This window comes from Paenibacillus sabinae T27 (assembly GCF_000612505.1).
Taxonomy (GTDB): Bacteria; Bacillota; Bacilli; order Paenibacillales; family Paenibacillaceae; genus Paenibacillus_AQ; species Paenibacillus_AQ sabinae.
In genome coordinates, this window is record NZ_CP004078.1 from 5,033,574 (window position 1) to 5,051,543 (window position 17,970).

General features: G+C 58.2%; 13 protein-coding genes and 1 pseudogene. 6 read left to right on the forward strand and 8 right to left on the reverse strand.

What is annotated here, in order from left to right:
- Positions 1-16 precede the first annotated feature (16 nt).
- The 5 genes from PSAB_RS23185 to PSAB_RS23205 all read right to left on the reverse strand — a co-directional run bounded on the left by PSAB_RS23185 (position 17) and on the right by PSAB_RS23205 (position 5,446).
- A complete protein-coding gene (locus PSAB_RS23185; protein WP_025336943.1) occupies positions 17-1,480 on the reverse strand; it encodes a CoA-acylating methylmalonate-semialdehyde dehydrogenase in 1,464 nt (487 codons plus the stop codon).
- Positions 1,481-1,697: 217 nt separating this feature from the next.
- Positions 1,698-2,792, reverse strand: coding sequence for an ABC transporter substrate-binding protein (locus PSAB_RS23190; RefSeq protein WP_025336944.1), 1,095 nt, complete (start codon positions 2,790-2,792; stop codon positions 1,698-1,700).
- Positions 2,793-2,951: 159 nt separating this feature from the next.
- Positions 2,952-3,848 carry an ABC transporter permease gene (locus PSAB_RS23195; protein WP_025336945.1) on the reverse strand — a complete coding sequence of 299 codons (897 nt, stop codon included), beginning with the start codon at positions 3,846-3,848 and terminating at the stop codon, positions 2,952-2,954.
- The gene (locus tag PSAB_RS23200; protein ID WP_025336946.1) at positions 3,848-4,660 is read right to left on the reverse strand and encodes an ABC transporter permease; all 813 of its coding nucleotides are present in this window, start codon (positions 4,658-4,660) and stop codon (positions 3,848-3,850) included. The genes PSAB_RS23195 and PSAB_RS23200 overlap by 1 nt, the downstream gene beginning before the upstream one ends.
- 3 nt (positions 4,661-4,663) lie before the next feature.
- Entirely contained in the window at positions 4,664-5,446 is a 783-nt protein-coding gene (locus PSAB_RS23205) for an ABC transporter ATP-binding protein (protein ID WP_025336947.1), read from the reverse strand.
- Positions 5,447-5,735: 289 nt separating this feature from the next.
- Between PSAB_RS23205 and PSAB_RS23210 the strand changes: the two genes are divergently transcribed.
- The 3 genes from PSAB_RS23210 (at position 5,736) to PSAB_RS23220 (ending at position 10,026) form a co-directional block, all read left to right on the forward strand.
- Complete coding sequence (locus tag PSAB_RS23210; protein WP_025336948.1) at positions 5,736-7,358, forward strand: histidine kinase N-terminal 7TM domain-containing diguanylate cyclase; 1,623 nt, start codon at positions 5,736-5,738, stop codon at positions 7,356-7,358.
- Positions 7,359-7,545: 187 nt separating this feature from the next.
- Entirely contained in the window at positions 7,546-8,403 is an 858-nt protein-coding gene (locus PSAB_RS23215) for a DUF72 domain-containing protein (protein ID WP_025336949.1), read from the forward strand.
- A 66-nt stretch (positions 8,404-8,469) separates the two neighbouring features.
- Positions 8,470-10,026: an alpha-amylase gene (locus PSAB_RS23220; RefSeq protein ID WP_025336950.1), complete on the forward strand. Its 1,557-nt coding sequence runs from the start codon at positions 8,470-8,472 to the stop codon at positions 10,024-10,026.
- 397 nt (positions 10,027-10,423) lie between these two features.
- Here PSAB_RS23220 and PSAB_RS23225 read toward each other — a convergent pair whose 3' ends face one another.
- Positions 10,424-11,035 carry a biotin transporter BioY gene (locus tag PSAB_RS23225; protein WP_025336951.1) on the reverse strand — a complete coding sequence of 204 codons (612 nt, stop codon included), beginning with the start codon at positions 11,033-11,035 and terminating at the stop codon, positions 10,424-10,426.
- A gap of 124 nt (positions 11,036-11,159) precedes the next feature.
- Between PSAB_RS23225 and PSAB_RS23230 the strand changes: the two genes are divergently transcribed.
- The 3 genes and pseudogenes from PSAB_RS23230 to PSAB_RS24805 all read left to right on the forward strand — a co-directional run bounded on the left by PSAB_RS23230 (position 11,160) and on the right by PSAB_RS24805 (position 13,840).
- Positions 11,160-11,984: an energy-coupling factor ABC transporter ATP-binding protein gene (locus PSAB_RS23230; protein ID WP_025336952.1), complete on the forward strand. Its 825-nt coding sequence runs from the start codon at positions 11,160-11,162 to the stop codon at positions 11,982-11,984.
- Positions 11,969-12,472: pseudogene (locus tag PSAB_RS26655) on the forward strand (energy-coupling factor ABC transporter ATP-binding protein); the annotation flags it as partial. The gene PSAB_RS23230 and the pseudogene PSAB_RS26655, both read left to right, overlap by 16 nt.
- 42 nt (positions 12,473-12,514) lie before the next feature.
- A complete protein-coding gene (locus PSAB_RS24805; RefSeq protein ID WP_476739334.1) occupies positions 12,515-13,840 on the forward strand; it encodes an energy-coupling factor transporter transmembrane component T family protein in 1,326 nt (441 codons plus the stop codon).
- A gap of 178 nt (positions 13,841-14,018) precedes the next feature.
- Here PSAB_RS24805 and PSAB_RS23240 read toward each other — a convergent pair whose 3' ends face one another.
- On the reverse strand, positions 14,019-14,918 hold the full coding sequence (locus PSAB_RS23240) for an FMN-binding protein (protein ID WP_025336954.1): 900 nt from the start codon (positions 14,916-14,918) through the stop codon (positions 14,019-14,021).
- Positions 14,919-15,120: 202 nt separating this feature from the next.
- Complete coding sequence (mprF, locus tag PSAB_RS23245) at positions 15,121-17,766, reverse strand: bifunctional lysylphosphatidylglycerol flippase/synthetase MprF (protein ID WP_025336955.1); 2,646 nt, start codon at positions 17,764-17,766, stop codon at positions 15,121-15,123.
- Positions 17,767-17,970 lie beyond the last annotated feature (204 nt).

Here is a 17,970-nt window from a genome sequence, read left to right on the forward strand (position 1 = left end):
GGCCGTTTCTTTTCGGTCAGTAGCGGGCTGTAATCATTTTTTTGCGTGTATAAAACTCTACGCCGTCGCGTCCATTGGCATGCAGGTCCCCATAGAACGACTTCTTGTAGCCCGAGAACGGGAAGAAGGCCATCGGCGCGGGCACGCCCAGATTAACTCCGAGCATGCCGGCATCAATCTCTTCCCGGAACTCGCGGATCGCCTTGGCGCTGTCAGTGTAGATGCAGGCGCCGTTGGCGAACGGCGAACGATTGGTGACTTCAATCGCTTCGGCCAGATCCTTGACGCGAACGACGGCCAGTACAGGGGCAAAAATCTCGTCCTGCCAGATCGTCATTCCCGGCTTCACATGATCGAATATCGTCGGGCCGATGAAGTAGCCTGCGCCTTCGGCGGCGGCGTCCTTCCTGCCGTCCCGGACAAGCGACGCCTGCTCCCGCACTCCAGCTTCGATATACGACACCGTTCGTTCCTTATTCGATTGGCGGATGACCGGTCCGAGGAACACCCCGGCTTCCAGGCCGCTGCCGATCTTGAGATTGTCGGCGGCAGCCTGAAGGCGCGCCACCAAATCGTCGGCGATCGCCTCATGGGCGACCACGACCGAGCAGGCCATGCAGCGCTCGCCCGCGGAGCCGAAGGCGGCGGCGGTAATGTTCTTCACCGCGTTGTCCATGTCGGCATCGGGCAGAACGATCGAGTGATTCTTCGCTCCGGCCAGCGCCTGCACCCTTTTGCCGTGCGCGCTGCCGTTCTTGTAGACGTATTCCGCGACCGGCTGGGAGCCGACGAAGGAGATCGCCTTGATATCTTCGTGCTCCAGCATGCCGTTCACGACTTCATGCGCCCCGTGAACGATATTCAGCACGCCCGGCGGGAACCCCGCCTCCGCGAACAGCTCGGCAAGACGACTCGCAAGAAGCGGCGTCCGCTCCGACGGCTTCAGCACAAACGTGTTGCCGCAGGCGATGGCCAGCGGGAACATCCAGCACGGCACCATCATCGGGAAATTGAACGGCGCGATCCCGCCGACTACGCCGAGCGGATAGCGGTACATTCCCGACTCGATGCCCGTAGCGATGTCCGGCAGCTGGCTGCCCATCATCAAGGTAGGCGCGCCAGCGGCGAACTCCACGCATTCGACGCCGCGCTGCACCTCGCCGCGCGCTTCTTCCAGGCTCTTGCCGTTCTCCAGCGTAATCAGCTCCGCCAGTTCTTCCGTATGCTTCAGCAGAAGCTGCTGATATTCGAAGAAATAGCGGGCCCGGCGGGGCACGGCAATTTTTTTCCAGCTTGCAAAAGACGATTTCGCCGCGGTGACCGCGGCATCCAGTTCTTCACGGCTGGACAGCGGCACGTAAGCGAGCACTTCGCCCGTTGCGGGATTGAATACTTCCTCCTCCCGTCCGGAAGTCGACTCTACCCATTGCCCGTTGATAAAATTTCTCACCTTTTCGGTCTGTTTGACCAAAAGAGACATGCAAGTCACCTCTTCTCCTGTAAAGTACCTCTCGCAAAGCGGAGTATCTGTTTCTAAGCTTCCGGATTAAACGTAAAACTTATAAATTTTTCCATATTTTTGGGTAAAAAGCCGCCCCCGCAAAATCAGATCCGCACAGGTTAAGGTGGGTTGTCAGGGATTTCACGGAGGCCGCAGGATTCACAAATACGTCAATACGTTGACCGGAGCGGTCGGATTATTTTGAAGCCATGTCCATAATCTCGTTTGTGTACGCTTCGGACAGATTGACCTCTTTCTTGATAACGCCGAACTTCAGAGCGATGTCCGCGGTTTGCTTGAATGCAGCTTCGTCCGTGTAGCCCAGCTTGGCGATGTCGAAGCCTTCCGGCTGAATCAATTTGGCGACTTCCTCCATCATTTTCAGCTGATGCTCTTTCGTCGTGCTGCCCGCTTCGGCCTGTGCCATCACAATGTCCACCGCCGCAGCCGGATCGGCAATAGCGTCCTTCCAGCCTTTGAGCGAAGCGCGGACAAATTTGGCCGCCGTCTCTTTATTGGCTTCCAGCCATTCCTTGTTGGCGAACAGATTGTCTTCCAGCATGGCGACGCCTTCGTCGTTCATGTCGATGACGTTCAGCTCTTCCGGTTTGACGCCTGACTCCAGCACAACCTGGTACTCGTTGTACGTCATCGCGGAAGCCGCGTCCAGCTCGCCGCCGAGGAATTGGTCCATCGTAAAGCCCTGCTTCGTGAATTTGATATCTTTGTTAGAATCAAGCTTGTACTTGTCAAACAGCGCCAGCAGCTCGAACTCGTTGCCGCCCATCCAGTTGCCGACCCGTTTGCCCTTCAGATCAGCAGGCGTGTTAATATTGGCCGATTTCTTGGAGACGAGCACGAGACCGCTCTTTTGGAAAATTTGCGCGATTTGCACCAGCGGCATTTCCTGCTCCTGGCTCGTCAGCAAGCTCGCTACCCAATCGACGCCGATATCGGCCGATCCGCCCGCAACCTGCTGCTCGGGAACGATATCCGGTCCGCCCGGCAGGATTTGAACGTCCAGACCTTCGTCCTTGTAGTAGCCTTTGCTAAGTGCCACGTAGTACCCGGCAAATTGGGCCTGCGGCACCCATTTCAGCTGCAGCTTGACCGGAACAAGCTCCGCAGGTGCCGTGCTTGCTTCGGGAGCAGCCGAGCTTCCCGCCGAAGGCGCCGGAGCTTCTCCGGAAGAAGCATTATTGTTTCCTCCACAGCCTGCAAGGACCGACAAAACCAACGCCATTACCGCCAATAACAGCACACCGCGAAATTTTCTGTTTTTTACGCTCATCAATCGAATTCCCCCCACTGATAAAATTTGAAATGCATGTGTTAATCGATTACTGAAAGCAATATGGCTGCCATCATGATGTGCTGTATGCAAACGGCCTGAAGACCAAGGTGCTGTATCCTGAAGCTAACGGCCGGTTGTACCGGTTAATCTGTTGCCTTATGAAGCCCGGCGCGAAGGATGCCAGCGGATAAACACCTTCTCCAGCCTCTCCACCACCAGATAGAAAATCACGCCGGCGATCGCGGCCAGCACGATGCACGCCCATCCGAGGGGCATCTTGGCGACTTTGATCGAATTGGACAGCAGGTAACCCAGACCTCTCGACGAGAAGAAAAATTCGCCGACGATCGCTCCGATCATACTGGCCGTCGCGTTGATCTTCAGCGCGGTGAAGACGTAGGGCAGGCTGTTCTTGATCCGTAGATGACGGAACACCGCCGATTTGGGCGCAGCGTAGGAATGCATAAGATCCAGCGCCAGCGGATGGATGGCGGCCATCCCTTTGTAGGCGTTGATCGCCATCGCCGCCATCGTCGTCGCCGTCACAATGGCGATGCGGGAGCCCAGCCCGTCGCCGAACCACAGGTTCATGATCGGCGCGAGCGCCACGATCGGAACGGCGTTGAGCGCGGCGACCAGCGTAAGGCTTCCGCCGCCCCATCTCGGCCAGGCCGTGGCGACCAGCGCAATGACGAAGCCGATCAGCGAACCGGCGAGCATGCCCAGCACGGCTTCGGTGAGGGTGTAGCCCGTATAGGACAGCAGCAGGCTCATGTTGTCACCCATCGCCCGTGCAATCGCCGACGGCAGCGGCAGCTGGTATTTCTTCAGATCGAATATTTTATGGATGACCTGCAGCTCCCACAGCGCCAGAAACAGAACGCCCGCAAGCACAGGCAGAATGACGCGGAAGACGGCGGGCTTGCGCGAACGCCGCTTCGGCTTGCGCTCCTGCGAGGGAGTCGCGGCCCCGGAAGCGGCCTGCGGGCGGCTTCCGTCCTCCTGGCCGTGGGGTGAGACGAATGAGGCTTCGCGAACGGTATTGCTTTCCATCAGCGTCCCCCTCCTTTCGGACGGAATTCAGGCTGCCAAGGGGAGACGAGACGCTCGATCAGGCTCATCAGCCCATAGCTGGCCATGCCGAGAAACGCGCCGATGATAATGGTCGACCAGAACATGTACGTATGGGAAGGGCCGTAGTACAGGTTGCGCAGCATAATGACGCCGATGCCGTGCTGCGCGCCCATAAGCTCGACCAGAATCGCGCCGGTAACCGCAAGCGGAGCGGCGATCTTCAGGCCGCTGAACAAGCCGGGCAGAGCGGCGGGGAGCCGCAGCTTCGTGTAAACGGCCCAAGGCTTCGCCGCGTAGGAATGCATCAGCTCCAGCGCCGAAAGATCGACGCTTCGCAGCCCCCGCAGCATGTTGAGTGATACGGGAAAGAACGTAATATAACCCGAGATAATAATCCGCGAAATCTGTTCATCGCGAACAATACCGTAAATGATCGGGGCAAGCCCCAGAATCGGTATCATCTGCGAAGCGACGGCATAAGGGAAGGTAAGCTGCTCGATCGTCTTCGACACGCTCATCAGCACCGCGAGCAGCACGCCTGCGGCGGCGCCGAGCAGAAAGCCGACGGCAGCGTTCCCGAAGGTTGCAGCCCCCTCCTTCAGAAGCGTTCCGCCGTACTGAAAGAGCGTGGCGATCAGCTCATGCACATAGGGCAGCTTCGATTGGGCCAGCGGCGTATGCGCGACATTCAGCAGCACCCACGAAAGGGCCTCCCAGACAATTAGCAGCCCTGCTATCCAGACGAGCAGAGGCAGGAACCGCCCCTTGACCAGCATGCTGTTTCCTTTCATTAGTTACACTCCCTCAAAGCTGTCGCGGATGCCCGCGATCAGATCAAAAAATTCCGGGCTGTTTCTCATTTCGGCCGTCCGCGGACGCGGCAGGGGAATATCAACGACAGCCGACAGGCGTCCCGGATGCGGAGACAGCACGAAGACCCGGTCGGACAGGAAGATGGATTCGGGAATGCTGTGAGTTACAAATACGACCGTGTTGCCCACCTTGCTCCATACGGACAGCAGTTCTTCATTCAGCCGCTCGCGCGTGAATTCGTCGAGGGCCGAGAACGGCTCATCCATGAGCAGAATTTCCGGCTCCATGGACAGCGCCCGGGCAATGGCCACCCGCTGCTGCATCCCACCGCTCAGCTGCCACGGATATTTGTCGGCAAAGCCCTGGAGGCCGACAAGCTCAAGCAGCTCAAGCGCCTTCTCGTCGCGGCGGGCCTTCTTGACGCCCATCAGCTCGAGCGGCAGCGTGATGTTATCCTTCACCTTGCGCCAGTCGTACAGCACGGGGCTTTGAAACACGATGCCGTATTTCTGGGCGAGCCGTGCCTCCTTGGCGCTTTTGCCCGCTACGGTAACCTTGCCTCTCGTCGGCTCGATCAGGTCGGCCATGAGCCGCAGCAGCGTCGTCTTTCCACATCCGGACGGCCCGAGCAGCGAGACGAACTCCCCCTTGGCGATATCCAGACTCACCTGATGCAGCGCCAATACATCCGCCGTATCCGTCTGATAGCGCATCTCCACATTTTCGAATTGAATTTCAGGAACTTTTGTCGCAATAAGTGACATCAATATTCCCCCTATCCCTGAATTTTTTATAAAATGTGATGTTAGTTAACACCAAAATTAACATTAACAGCAAATTTACCTTTCCGATGTAGCTTTAACTAACATGTTACACCGCTCCCCTCTTATCGACACTAGACAAAAAGTAAAATAGCTTCGGCGAATTTCCGTCATTTTGTCCAGCCAGCTAATTGGATTGTCAAAATTCCGCTCATTTGCCGATATATAATGAAACAGAAAGGCTGATTTTTCGGGTAAAGGTCTGTTTATCTATTGAAAGGAGGTGCTCCGGATGGGGTCGTTTATCTCAAATTACATTGTCATCGTCGCCTTATCCGGCGTACTGAGCGCGCTGCTCGCCCTCTTCGCCTATTTCAAGGAAACGGATTTCGCGGGTGTCAAAGCGTTCATCGTCAGCACATGCGCTTCCGCTATCTATACCTTCGGATTCGCCCTGGAGCTGTCCAGCCATTCGCTTGCGGAAATTAATCTGTGGCTCAAAATCGAATACCTGGGCATGCCGTTCATTGCGCCCGCCAGCCTGATTATGGTCATTCATTTTCTGGGAATGGAACGGCTGATTACAAGAGCACGGTTGATCGTTCTCGGCTTCATTCCCTGTCTGACCACCGTCATGGTCTGGACCAATGACTATCACCAATTGTTCTACCGATCAATGTATTTGCGTCCGTTATCGCCCGCGCCGCTGGTTGATTTCGTCATGGGGCCCGGCTATATCGTTCACGGCAGCTTTACTTTCGGCTGCCTGCTGGCAGCTGCCTGCCTCATGCTGGCGCAGTGGAACAAGATGAAGCGGGTGTACCGCCGGCAGTTCCTGACCATCCTGCTTGGGCTCACGCTGCCTACGATAGGCTCCTTTATGTACTTGATAGGTAAGACACCTTACGGCATGGACCCGGTACCGGTCATTATGAGCCTGACCTCCGCGCTTTACATCTGGGCCATTCTCTCCAGAAGCATGCTGACCGCCGCGCCGATCGCACGCAGCAACCTGTTCGAAAGCATGCGCGACGGCGTGCTCGTGATGGACCTTTCCGACCGGCTCGTCGACTTCAACCGGGCCGCGGCCGGAATGATTCAGGGGTTGGATGCCGCCTCCATCGGCCATCAGTTGGCCCGGATCTTTCTCCCCGGCGGCAAGGACGCGATAGCCTATGCTATGGAGGCCGATCCCCTCGTTCAGGAGGAACGGGAATTGCAATGGGAGAATGGAGACAGCATCTACTATTACGAAATCCGTTCCTCGCTCGTTCGCAAGCGCGGCGGGCAAGTGGCCGGGCGGATGATCGTGTTGATCGATGTGACGGAACGTACGCTGCTTCAGGACAGGCTCCGGCAGCTGGCCACGATGGACAGCCTGACGGGCATTTGCAATCGCACCTACTTTATGGAGCGAAGCAGCGAGCTGCTGGAGCGCTGCTTGAAGGAGGGCGGCCGCCTGTCGATCGCGCTGTTTGACGTCGATCACTTCAAGAGCATTAATGACCGCTATGGCCATGGGTGCGGGGATTCGGCACTGCGCCATATTGCGGATATTTGCCGCGGTCATCTTCGTGAGGGCGATGTGTTCGGACGCTACGGAGGCGAGGAATTCGTGCTGTGCCTGCCGAACACTTCACTGGATGAGGCGGCGAGGCTGGCCGACTGTATCCGCAGGGCGATCGAGGCCGCAAGCCTGGAGTCGCCTAACGGCCGCATCAACGTCACCGTCAGCTTCGGCGTCACGGAGGCTGTGCCCGGCAGTACGCTAGAGGCGCTGCTTACGGAAGCCGACCATGCCCTGTACGCCTCCAAACGGGGCGGTCGCAATGCCGTGCATCTGTCGGCTGGCTCCGAAATGGTCCGCTTTCAAGCGGACCCCGCTGCTTGCATCGGAGCCTCTGCCGACGGATAAGACAAAAGGAATCGCCCCTGTTATGGGAGGCGGTTCCTTTTCTGTATATTCGCCTTTATGATGAGGGCCGGCGGGACTTTAATCTTTTTGTTGTTTTTCCGCCGTTCATTTCAGTTTAAATAGAAGATATCCGGGGACTGGCCGGACACATTTTGGCTAACAATGGGAAGAATAGGAGGAGAGCCTTGTGATCAGGATCGGTTTGACGGGATTCGGCGACCATGAAGAGCTGTACGGCAAAATCAAGCCCGCCGACCGGCTGCCCGCGTACAGCGCGCATTTTTCCATAGTGGAAATCGACAGCTCCTTCTATGCCGTTCAGCCGGTGAAAAATTACGTTAAATGGGTAAGCCAGACGCCTGACGATTTCGGGTTCATTGTCAAAGCCTATCAGGGAATGACCGGACATCTGCGGGGCAAAAAGAATTACTTCGATACCGCCGAGGACATGTTCCAGGCGTTTCATACTTCCATAGAGCCCGTCATTGCAGCAGGCAAGCTGACCATGACGCTCTTTCAGTTCCCGCCGTGGTTCGACTGTACGAAGGAGAACGTGGATACGCTGCGCGAGACCAGGGAACGGATGAAAGATGTGCCCTGCGCGCTGGAATTCCGCAACTCCACCTGGTACAGCGCAGAATACCGGGAGCGGACGCTTGCTTTTATGAAAAAAGAAGGCTGGATTCATACGGTGGTCGACGAGCCGCAGGCTGGAACAGGGTCCATTCCGATCGTGTCCGTGGCGACTTCGCCGGAGGCGACCTATGTGCGGATGCATGGACGGAACGCCAAAGGGTGGCATCAGAGCAGCCGCCCAGATTGGCGCAGTCTTCGCTATCTGTACCGTTACAGCACGGAAGAACTGACGGAATGGCGGGACCGGCTGAAAGAGCTGGAGAAGGACTCTCGGAACGTATATGTGGTCTTCAACAATAATTCAGCGGGGGACGCTACCCCGAATGCCAAGGAGCTGCAGGCTTTGCTTGGCGGAGACGACAGCGGTCTTGCGCCGCTGCAGCTCGATCTGTTCAACAACCCATCATGATTTACATATAATGGACTCAATCTGTGCGCCGCTGGAAATGAAGCAGGAATAGGGAGGCAAATCATGATGAAACGCAATCATACGATGATGCAGTTCTTCGAGTGGCATGTCGCCGCCGACGGTGAGCATTGGAAGCGGCTGGTAAAGCTTGCGCCGGACCTGAAAGCGGCGGGAATCGATGCAGTCTGGATTCCGCCGGTGACGAAGGGCCAATCGAACGAAGATACCGGGTACGGTGTATACGATCTGTACGATCTGGGCGAGTTCGATCAAAAAGGGAGCGTCCGAACGAAATACGGAACAAAGCAGGATCTGATCGACGCGATTGCCGAATGCGTCAGGAATGGAATTGCCGTCTATGTCGATCTGGTCATGAATCACAAAGCCGGCGCGGATGAAACGGAGGTGTTCCAGGTCGTCGAAGTCGACCCGGAGAACCGGCTGGAGGTCATATCCGAACCGTTCGAAATTGAAGGCTGGACGAAATTCACGTTTCCCGGGCGCGGCGACCAGTACTCTTCCTTTAAATGGAACCACGAGCATTTTAACGGTACGGACTATGACGCCGGGGAAGACCGGACCGGCATCTTCAAGATTATCGGGGAGAACAAGGACTGGAGCCGCAATGTGGACGACGAGTTCGGAAACTACGACTACCTGATGTTCGCCAATATTGATTACGACAACCCCGTTGTACGGTCGGAAATGCTGGAATGGGGAAAATGGCTCGTCGATACCCTCCAATGCAGCGGGTACCGGCTGGACGCCATCAAGCACATCAATTATGAATTTATCGGCGAATTCGCGGCAGAAATGACCCGTAAGCGCGGGGAGGATTTCTATATTGTCGGCGAATTCTGGAATCCAGACGTTGAAGCCTGCCGCCAGTTTCTGGACACCGTTGATTATCAGATCGACCTGTTCGATGTGGCGCTCCATTATAAATTCCATGCCGTGTCGCTCAGCGGCCGGGATTTCGATCTGACCACCCTATTCGATGATACGCTGGTGCAGACACATCCCACCCATGCCGTCACCTTTGTCGACAACCATGATTCCCAGCCCCACGAGTCGCTGGAATCCTGGGTCGGCGACTGGTTCAAGCTGAGCGCGTATGCGCTGATCCTGCTTCGCCGGGACGGGTATCCCGTTGTATTTTACGGCGATTATTACGGCATCGGCGGACCGACGGAGATTCCCGGCAAGCGCGAAGACATCGACCGGCTGCTGTCCGCCCGCTACCATAAAGCCTACGGTGAACAGAACGATTACTTCGATCATCCGAACACGATCGGCTGGGTGCGCCGGGGAGTCGAGGAGATCCCGGGCTCGGGCTGCGCAGTCGTGGTATCGAACGGAGACGACGGCGAGAAGAGCATGTTCGTCGGCGAGGAACGCGCCGGTGAGGTCTGGGCCGATCTGACGCTGAGCCGGGAAGACACCGTTGAAATCGGCGAAGACGGATGGGCCGTCTTTCCGGTAAACGGCGGCGGCGTATCCGTATGGGCCCTGCCGCTGGAGCAGCCGGGCGGTGACGGCGACGAGGTCCGCTCCGAAGCCGCTCCCCGGACTGAAAAGGCCGCAAAAATCAATAAACAGGCAAAGAAGAGCTATATAAAATGAACTTAAAAAAATGACATCAGGGTGAGAGTAACGAAGGGGAAGTTTGGAACTGTAGGAGCGATAGCGATCGCCCGAAAGCTTTCCGGAGGAAAGCTCGCTTCGAAAGCATAGGCTGTCTCCGGATTTCATCCGTGAAGAGCGGTGTAATCAAGAAATCTGGAGATGGGCAGCGGCCGGAAGTCCAAACATTCCTCGCAGTTATACACGATACCCAAATGGGAAAATCTCAAGTTCATTTTATATAACCGGCGAATCGGCGCCGGGCTCCATACAGACAAAACCCACGCTTCAAACACAACAAGCCCAGCGATCCGCGAGATGCATGCGGACGGCTGGGCTGCTGTATTATTGATGAGAACGGACTTCTGCGGTGTATATATGATTCAGACGCTTCAGTCTAGGCTTTTTCTTCGTACGCGTTCTTACCGAGCCAAGCTCCGCTTGACCCGCCCACAATCCGCTCAATCGGATAGACCTTCCATACGGCGGTCACAACCGATGCGCACAGCGCAGCCTTGAGGAAGTCCCCCGGAAGGAACGGCAGCATGCCCGCGGTCAGCGCTTTGGGCAGCGTATCAAGGCTTGGAATCGAGTGAACCAGCCAGGCGACGCCGCTCGGGTAGACCAGCAGAGAGCCGAACAGGAAGTTCACCAGGAGCAGCTTGCCGACGGTGAACTTGCCCTTCGACATCCGCTGGGCGAACCATCCAATCAGGAAGGCTGAAACCGGCCAGGCGAAGATGTAACCGGCGGTCGGACCGACAAGGACGGACAGACCTCCTCTTCCCGCCAACACGGGAAAACCGGCGGCGGCGAGGCCGATAACGATCAGGACGGCGATAGTTCCATATCGGGCGCCCAGCACGGAACCGGCCAGCATAACAGCCAGCGTCTGCAGAGTAATAGGCACCGTTGAAAAAGGAAGCGACACTTTCATTGAGCTTAACGCGATCATCACGCCCGCAAAGAGCGCACTGAAAATAAGTCCGCGCAAGGACCATCTGTTCATGGGATAAACATCCTCCATTTTTTTAGACCAATATAACATCTAATCCCGAATACAGCAACGCGTTAATCTGATATAATCGTTAACGCAAGCGAGTGTCAGTCTTACAAGAAAGAGAGCGGTCATCATGATTCTTGCCAGTCACTTGAACCTGACACTGCGGGACGGCTACCAGAGCCTGCCGGTGCTTCAGGATATTACTATACATATCAAAAAAGGGGAATGGATCGCGCTGACGGGGGCCAACGGCAGCGGCAAATCCAGCCTCGTCCGGACCTTCAACGGACTGCTCATTCCATCCTCAGGCCATCTGACGGCGGCGGGGCTCGATTTGCGGTACGCCGAAAGCCGCAGCGCCGTCAAACGGAGCATCCAGCTCGTCTTTCAGAACCCGGAAGCCCAAAGTATCGGCTCGACGCCGGAGGAGGATGTCGCCTTCGGTCTGGAGAACCGGGGGATCTCCCGGGAGGAAATGAAGGCGCGGACGCTAAACGCCCTGCGGCAGACGGGCCTTGGGCACAAAGCCGGAGCGCCGGTGTCCGAGCTGTCGGGCGGCGAGCGGCAGCGCCTGGCCATCGCCTGCTGCCTGGCGCTGGAAGCGGAAATGATTATTTTTGACGAGGCGACCTCGATGCTGGACCCCGTCTCCCGCAAAGAAATTTTCGAGCTGAGCCGTGAACTGTGGCGGCGGGGAGTAACCGTGCTGTGGGTAACGCAGCGGATGGAAGAGCTGGCGGCGGCGGACCGCGTGGCCGTCATGGACCATGGACGGCTGGTCTACGACGGCGATCCCCGGACGCTCTTTTACGACTCCGGGCTGCCGGCCGCGCTTAGCTGGGAGGATTCACCCGTCATCGGCATCGGCCGGATGATGCGGGAGAACGGCTGGCCGTCTGATCTGCTGCCGCTGACGGAGCAGCAGCTGGAGGAGGCGCTATGCCGGTACAGCTGACGGGCGTGTCCTTCCGTTACGGCCGGTTCCCCGCCCTGCGCGGCATTGATCTGCTGATCCCGGAGGGCGGCCTTACGGTCCTGTGCGGCGTAACGGGCAGTGGCAAGTCCACACTGCTGCGGCTGCTTTCCGGGCTGGAGCAGCCGGACGCAGGCCGCATTGACTATACGAGCGGAGACTCATCCGCATCCGTCTCAATCGTCTTCCAGCAGCCGGAGAGCCAGCTCTTCGCCGGCAGCGTCAGGAAGGATGTCGAGTACGGCCTGGAGCAGCGGGCCATCCCCGTGCCCCGGCGCAGCGAGGCGGCGGACCGGGCGATGCGGCATGCAGGGCTCGATCCCGAGCGCTACGGGCCGCGCTCGCCGTTCCTGCTGAGCGGCGGCGAGAAGCGCCGGGTCTGCATCGCTGGTGCGATCGCCCCCCGGCCGCGGCTGCTCCTGCTGGACGAGCCGACGGCCGGGCTCGACCCGCCCGCCGTCCGCGCGCTGCTGGAGACCGCCGCGGAGCTGAAGCGCGGCGGCTATACGATCGTGGTCGCCACGCACGATCTGGACTGCTTCTTCCCACTGGCCGATCAGGTCGCGGTGCTGGCGCAAGGAACCTTGCGCTACAGCGGGCCGCCGGACGGCCTGTGGAACGGTGCCCGCGTGCTGGAAGACGCGGGCCTGGAACCTCCGGCCTATATCCGGATCGGCCGGATGCTCATGCGCCAAGGCGGGCTGGATGCGCTGCCCGCCGGCGCAGGGGATTTGCTGGCGAAGCTGGACCCGCTTCGCCTTGCTTATCCCGGAGGCGAAGCCTGTCCGGGGGCTGGTGGCGGTGAGCGGCCTGCTGCAGCTGGCCGCTCCCTCTCCGCCGCTGGCGCAGCTGCGGCGGCAGGCAGCGCAGCCCTGCCGGAGGCCCGCGGGCTGACGGCAGCGGACGGCGCCCGGGTGGCCGAAAGCGGACGGCGCGCCGCCGCAGGCGACCGCTGCGCTTCGCAGCTTCCGGCGGATGCCGACGCCGCCAACTCAATCGCCGACGCCGCCAACACAACGGCTGCCGTGGCGGCTGGCGCCGGCGCACTCGCCGCCCCTGCCGAGAGCGACGCGTTCGGCAGCGCCAGCCGCCCGGCCGGATCGGCCTTGCGGAAGCTCGATCCGCGCGTCAAATGGCTGGCGATGGCGCTATGGTCGCTCGTCATTCTCGGAATGACGAGCGCGCTTCCGCTCGGGGCCGCCTCGGTGCTGGTAGCCGTACTTCTCGCCTGCGGGGGCATAACGCGGAAACGGACCGTTTGGTTCTACCGGCCGTTCCTGCCGATGTTTCTGCTGCTGTGGCTTCTGTCGGCCTTTTCATGGAGCGGCGGCGCCTCCTTCGCCTTTTCTCCCGCAGGCGCGCTGACCGGCGGTCTCTCCGTCCTCCGGCTGGGGCTGCTCATTTCGCTCGGCTTCTTGTTCACCGAGACCACCTCGGGAGCGCCGCTGCGCGAGGGGCTGGAGTGGGCCATCAAGCCGCTTGGAAGACTGGGCGTCCAAACGCGGAATTGGTCGCTCGCCGTGTCCGTAACCTTGCAGTTTATTCCCTGGATTCTGCGAAAAATCTCCGCGCTGCAGATGGCGCTCGCTTCCCGGGGCAACCGGAAGCGGGGGCTAGCGCGCTGGACGCCGCGGCAGATCTCGCTGATGGCGGTTCCCCTGCTTCTGCAGGTCATCGGCATGGGCGACGAGCTGTCCACCGCCATCGAAGCCCGCGGCTATGACCCTTCGAAGCCGCGGACGCCCTGGCTTGTTCTGAGCTGGGGGCGACGGGATACGGCCGCGCTGCTGCTCGTCCTGTTCGCGGCGGCGCTGCTGTGGGGGCTCTCCCGAAGCTAAAGCCCCGCCGCTTTGCCGCTTGAGGCCATTAGCAAGTAGTCTGTCGCCGCCTTCGAAATCCTCAAGGGTCCCCTCCGTTTCGACTGGAGACCCGGACCGTCGTATACCAGATAAATAAGCCTGCCAGAGCCCATAAGGGCTACGGCAGGCTTATTGGCATTATGCTATTATGATGTCCTTATTCTTCAATCTTGATTGCGGCTGGTTTCGTATCGCCGACTTCCGCCAGATCATCCAGCGCGTACTCCACAAGCGCCTTGAAGTTATTCGAGGAGGTCGTCGCCCCGCTTACCGCGTCCACGGAACCGATGGACTGCTTCTCTACCAGCTGCTTCTCCAATTCTTCCGTATATTTGGCCGGATAGGTCTTGCTCTTGGCTTCCATCGCCGTCTTGTATCCGGCGTCTTCCGTCTTCAGCTTTCCGGCTTCGTTGACATAATCGAATTGTACGCTTGCGATCTTGTGGTCCTTAATCTCCAGATCAATCTGCGGCTTCCAGCCGTGGCTGTCGAAGGCATCGGCTGCTACCTTATACGTGCCGTCCTCATACAGCGGAACGACGGCGGTCGCCGTGTCTCCGGCTTCCGCTTTGACCAGAGCGGCGGCGGCAAGCTCATTGAAGTTTCTGGACGAATGAGTCGCGCCGGAAACCGCATCGACCTTGGCAGCGTCCTGTGAGGCTACCAGCTCTTGACCCAGCTTGTCGAAGGCTTCGCGGGGCGTGAATTTATTCGCTTCCGAGAATCCTTTGATATAGGCCTCGTTCTTGCTTCTGAGCTCGCCTGCTTCGTTAGTGTAATCATAATAGGCCTTCCCGATTTTGCCTCCGGTTACGGTCACTTCCACATAAGCCTTCCAGTTCCGCACATCATTGCGGTCATACTCCGCTTTGTAGACTCCGTCTTTAAAAGCACCCGCAGCCGGCGCCGGAGAAGAATCCGCTGTACCGGTTGCCGCTGCCGTTGGCTCGCTGCTCGGACTTTCAGTCGCAGCCGAGTTGTTATTCGAATTTCCGCAGGCTGTCAGGGTAAGCGTCAGCATCAAAATGAGCAGGGACAAGTTCTTTGTGTTTTTCATTCCATAACCCCCAGTTATGTTATTTTTTTCACATCCTTATTTTAACATTTGAAGTCCATTTCGTGTATTTATTTACAGTATTTTAGGAAAAAAGCAGTAGCACCGTTTAAAATGAAGACAAAATTGCAAATTCCTGCACATTCCATGAAAATAAAAAGCTGTCCCTCAGCCGCTCTTGGCGGCTTCAAGGGACAGCTTTTTACTATTTCCGTACTTTCGGCTGCCGGGAAACGAGCCTTACCAGATCCAGCGTCAGCACGGGCAGGGACAGGGAGACGGGATAAGCCAGATAGCGGGGCTCCCACTCCGGCGAGAATTTCTCCTTGTACCGGCGGAGGCCTAAGAAGCCGTACCAATGCCCTCCGCGCTTGAAGACCAGATGGGCGATTTTCTCTTCCCGCAGCGAGCCGGGATTTCGCCCGACGCTGGACAGGGGCGCATTACCGAGGTTGAACCTTACATACCCCTCGGCCTTGGCCCATTCCAGGAGTGAGATGAACAGGAAGTCCATCGTTCCGTTCGGGCTCTTCAGGCGATGGCGCATCAGGTCGATGGATACGGTAACCCCGTCGTCGTAGCCCGGCGCAAGCGAGGCAAAGGCAATGACGGCGCCTTCGGCATTCCGCAGCAGGGCCAGCGGCGCAAGCTGCAGATACGATTCGTCGAACCATCCGAGCGAATAGCCTTTTTCCGCCCGGCCTCTCAGCCATTCGTCGGAAATCGAACGAAGCTCCTGCAGCAGCTCCGCCCCGTACGGAGGCTTCGCCAGTTCAAAGGTGCTGCCTTCGCGCTCGAACCGGCGGGCGACGCTCCGCAAGTCGCTGTTTCTTTTGCCACTGAGGGTGAACCGTTCCAGCGGCACCAGCGCCTCTTCACCGAGTTTAAAGAAGCGGTAGCCCTGCTCATGGTAAATCGGTAAGTAGGCGGGCGTCGCTTGATAGAAGACCACGGTAAGACCGTACCTGTCGGCCTCTGTCCGGAACTCACTGATCGCGTCGTTCACCAGCTCTTTGGGGCCCAGCGGGTCACCGAGCACGACAAGCTTGTCCCGCACCCTGGCAAAGGGAAGCATAACCTTGCCGTCCTGCGCCCAGTAGAAGCTCTTGTCGCCCGTGAAGAGCATATGGGTCAGGGCGTTGCCGGATTCCATCTCCAGATACCGCCGCAGCCGTTCCATATCCGGCGGCGCGGTCAGCGCCTCCGCCCGCCGGTTGGGCCGAAGCACCGCGGCCAGGGAGAGCAGCAGCCAGGCGGCCGCCAACCCGCCCGCAGCCGTATAGGCAAAATGGCCGTGCTGCTGCAGCCACTCGGTCGCCTCGCCGGGCCGCAGCGCTTTGAAGAAGCCGCGGTGCGAATAGCTTGCCAGCAGATAATAGCTGAGAGCGATGAAAGAAGTAAGCATCAGCCATCCCAGCAGGCTCTGCCGTGAGATCGGCGCGCTGATCCGGTAGAAACGCGCCCTTGAAATCCACAGAAGAAAGGCGACCAGCAGCAGAAAGATCGCCTCTTCGTAATCGAACCCTTTGGCGAAGGCGAACACCGCTCCAAGAGCCAGCAGAATGCCCGACCCGATATAGGCTCTGCGGACATGCAGCGATATCCCTCTCGACAGCAGCACCAGCATAAAGCCGATCACTACCGACAAATGATGCGAGAGCCGCATGATCGGAAGCGACAGGAGCTCCTCCGTGAAGCGCAGCCGGTACATTAACTCGGGCGTGGCCGCCGACAGCAGCAGAATCAGGCCGGACACAAGCACAAGCTTGCCGAGCGCCCATCCGCCAAGATCGCTGAGAAAGGTGTACTGTCCGGGCCAGCCCCAAATCTTTTGCCAAGTGTTCAGAGACGTCTCCATAGCCGTGCCACGCAGCAGCCGGATGCCCTGCTGTCCGATTTCGAACGCCGCCAGCACCAGCCCGATCAGCCAGGGAACGACATAATAGAACAGCCGGAAGATGACGAGCACCGCCATCGCCCGCTCACTTGCATACCCCATCTGCTGCAATCCGAGCAGCGCAATCAGATCAAATGCGCCGATGCCTCCCGGGGCCATGCTGAGTATGCCCGCAATCGCCGCAATGACGTACAGACTCATCATCGGCTGAAAAGGAGCGCCGTCCAGCATATACCTCGCGATCATCGCAAAAGTAAATCCGGCGCCCAGCCATTCCAGCAGCGAAGAAGCGACCGAGGCGTATACCGTCATCCACGGCGTTCTCCCTTCTCCCCGGTTAATCCATTTGGCGAACAAGGAGGAACGCTGGACCATGATAAAAAAGGGCAGATAGAGCGCCATGCCCCAAACGGCGAACACCAACCACCGGTGCTCGCGCAGCAGCTCCTCCGCCGGCAGGATGCCGAAGAGGTTGGCCCAGGACAGCAGCGACAGGCCCGTAATCATCAGCGGAGACAAAAAGACAATGGCCGGAGTCAGGACCGCCGTGGGCACTCCGCTTTTTTTATAGAGCAGCGTGCGCAGACCGACTCCCGCAAGACCGGCAAAGCCGATCAAATTGTTAAAGGTATTGGCGATCCACGAATAGCGGAAGGTGCTCCATACCCCGGTCTTCATCCGAAAGTGGGCACGGATCAGAAAATCGTAGGCGCTCATCACCGCAACCGCCGCCAGCGCCGCCGCCATCATCCGCAGAATATCCGGCACCGGAACATGCCTGAGTTCACGCAGCGTCCGGGCAAGCTTGACCCCTTTCAGTTCATGCTGCCCCTCTAAGTACACAAGCGCAATAATGATTACCGGAAACAGCGCCCGAACCGCCTTGACGCGATAAATCGACACCAGCAGCCTTACCAGCTTTATCTGTTCCTGTCTATGTTTGTTTGTATGCATTTTTCGTACCTGCCTTTAAAAGCTGAATCCGACTTGTTCTAGTGTATCATACGAGCTTCCGCGTTAAAAACCAACACCGTCATTCGGACAGCCGCTCCTTAAGGAAGTTACGGATTGGACACAAGAATAAAAGCCTTTCGCTGTCCGTAATCCGGAATGCGCGAAACTTTATCTGCCATCCGATCGTCTTTATCATTGGATCCT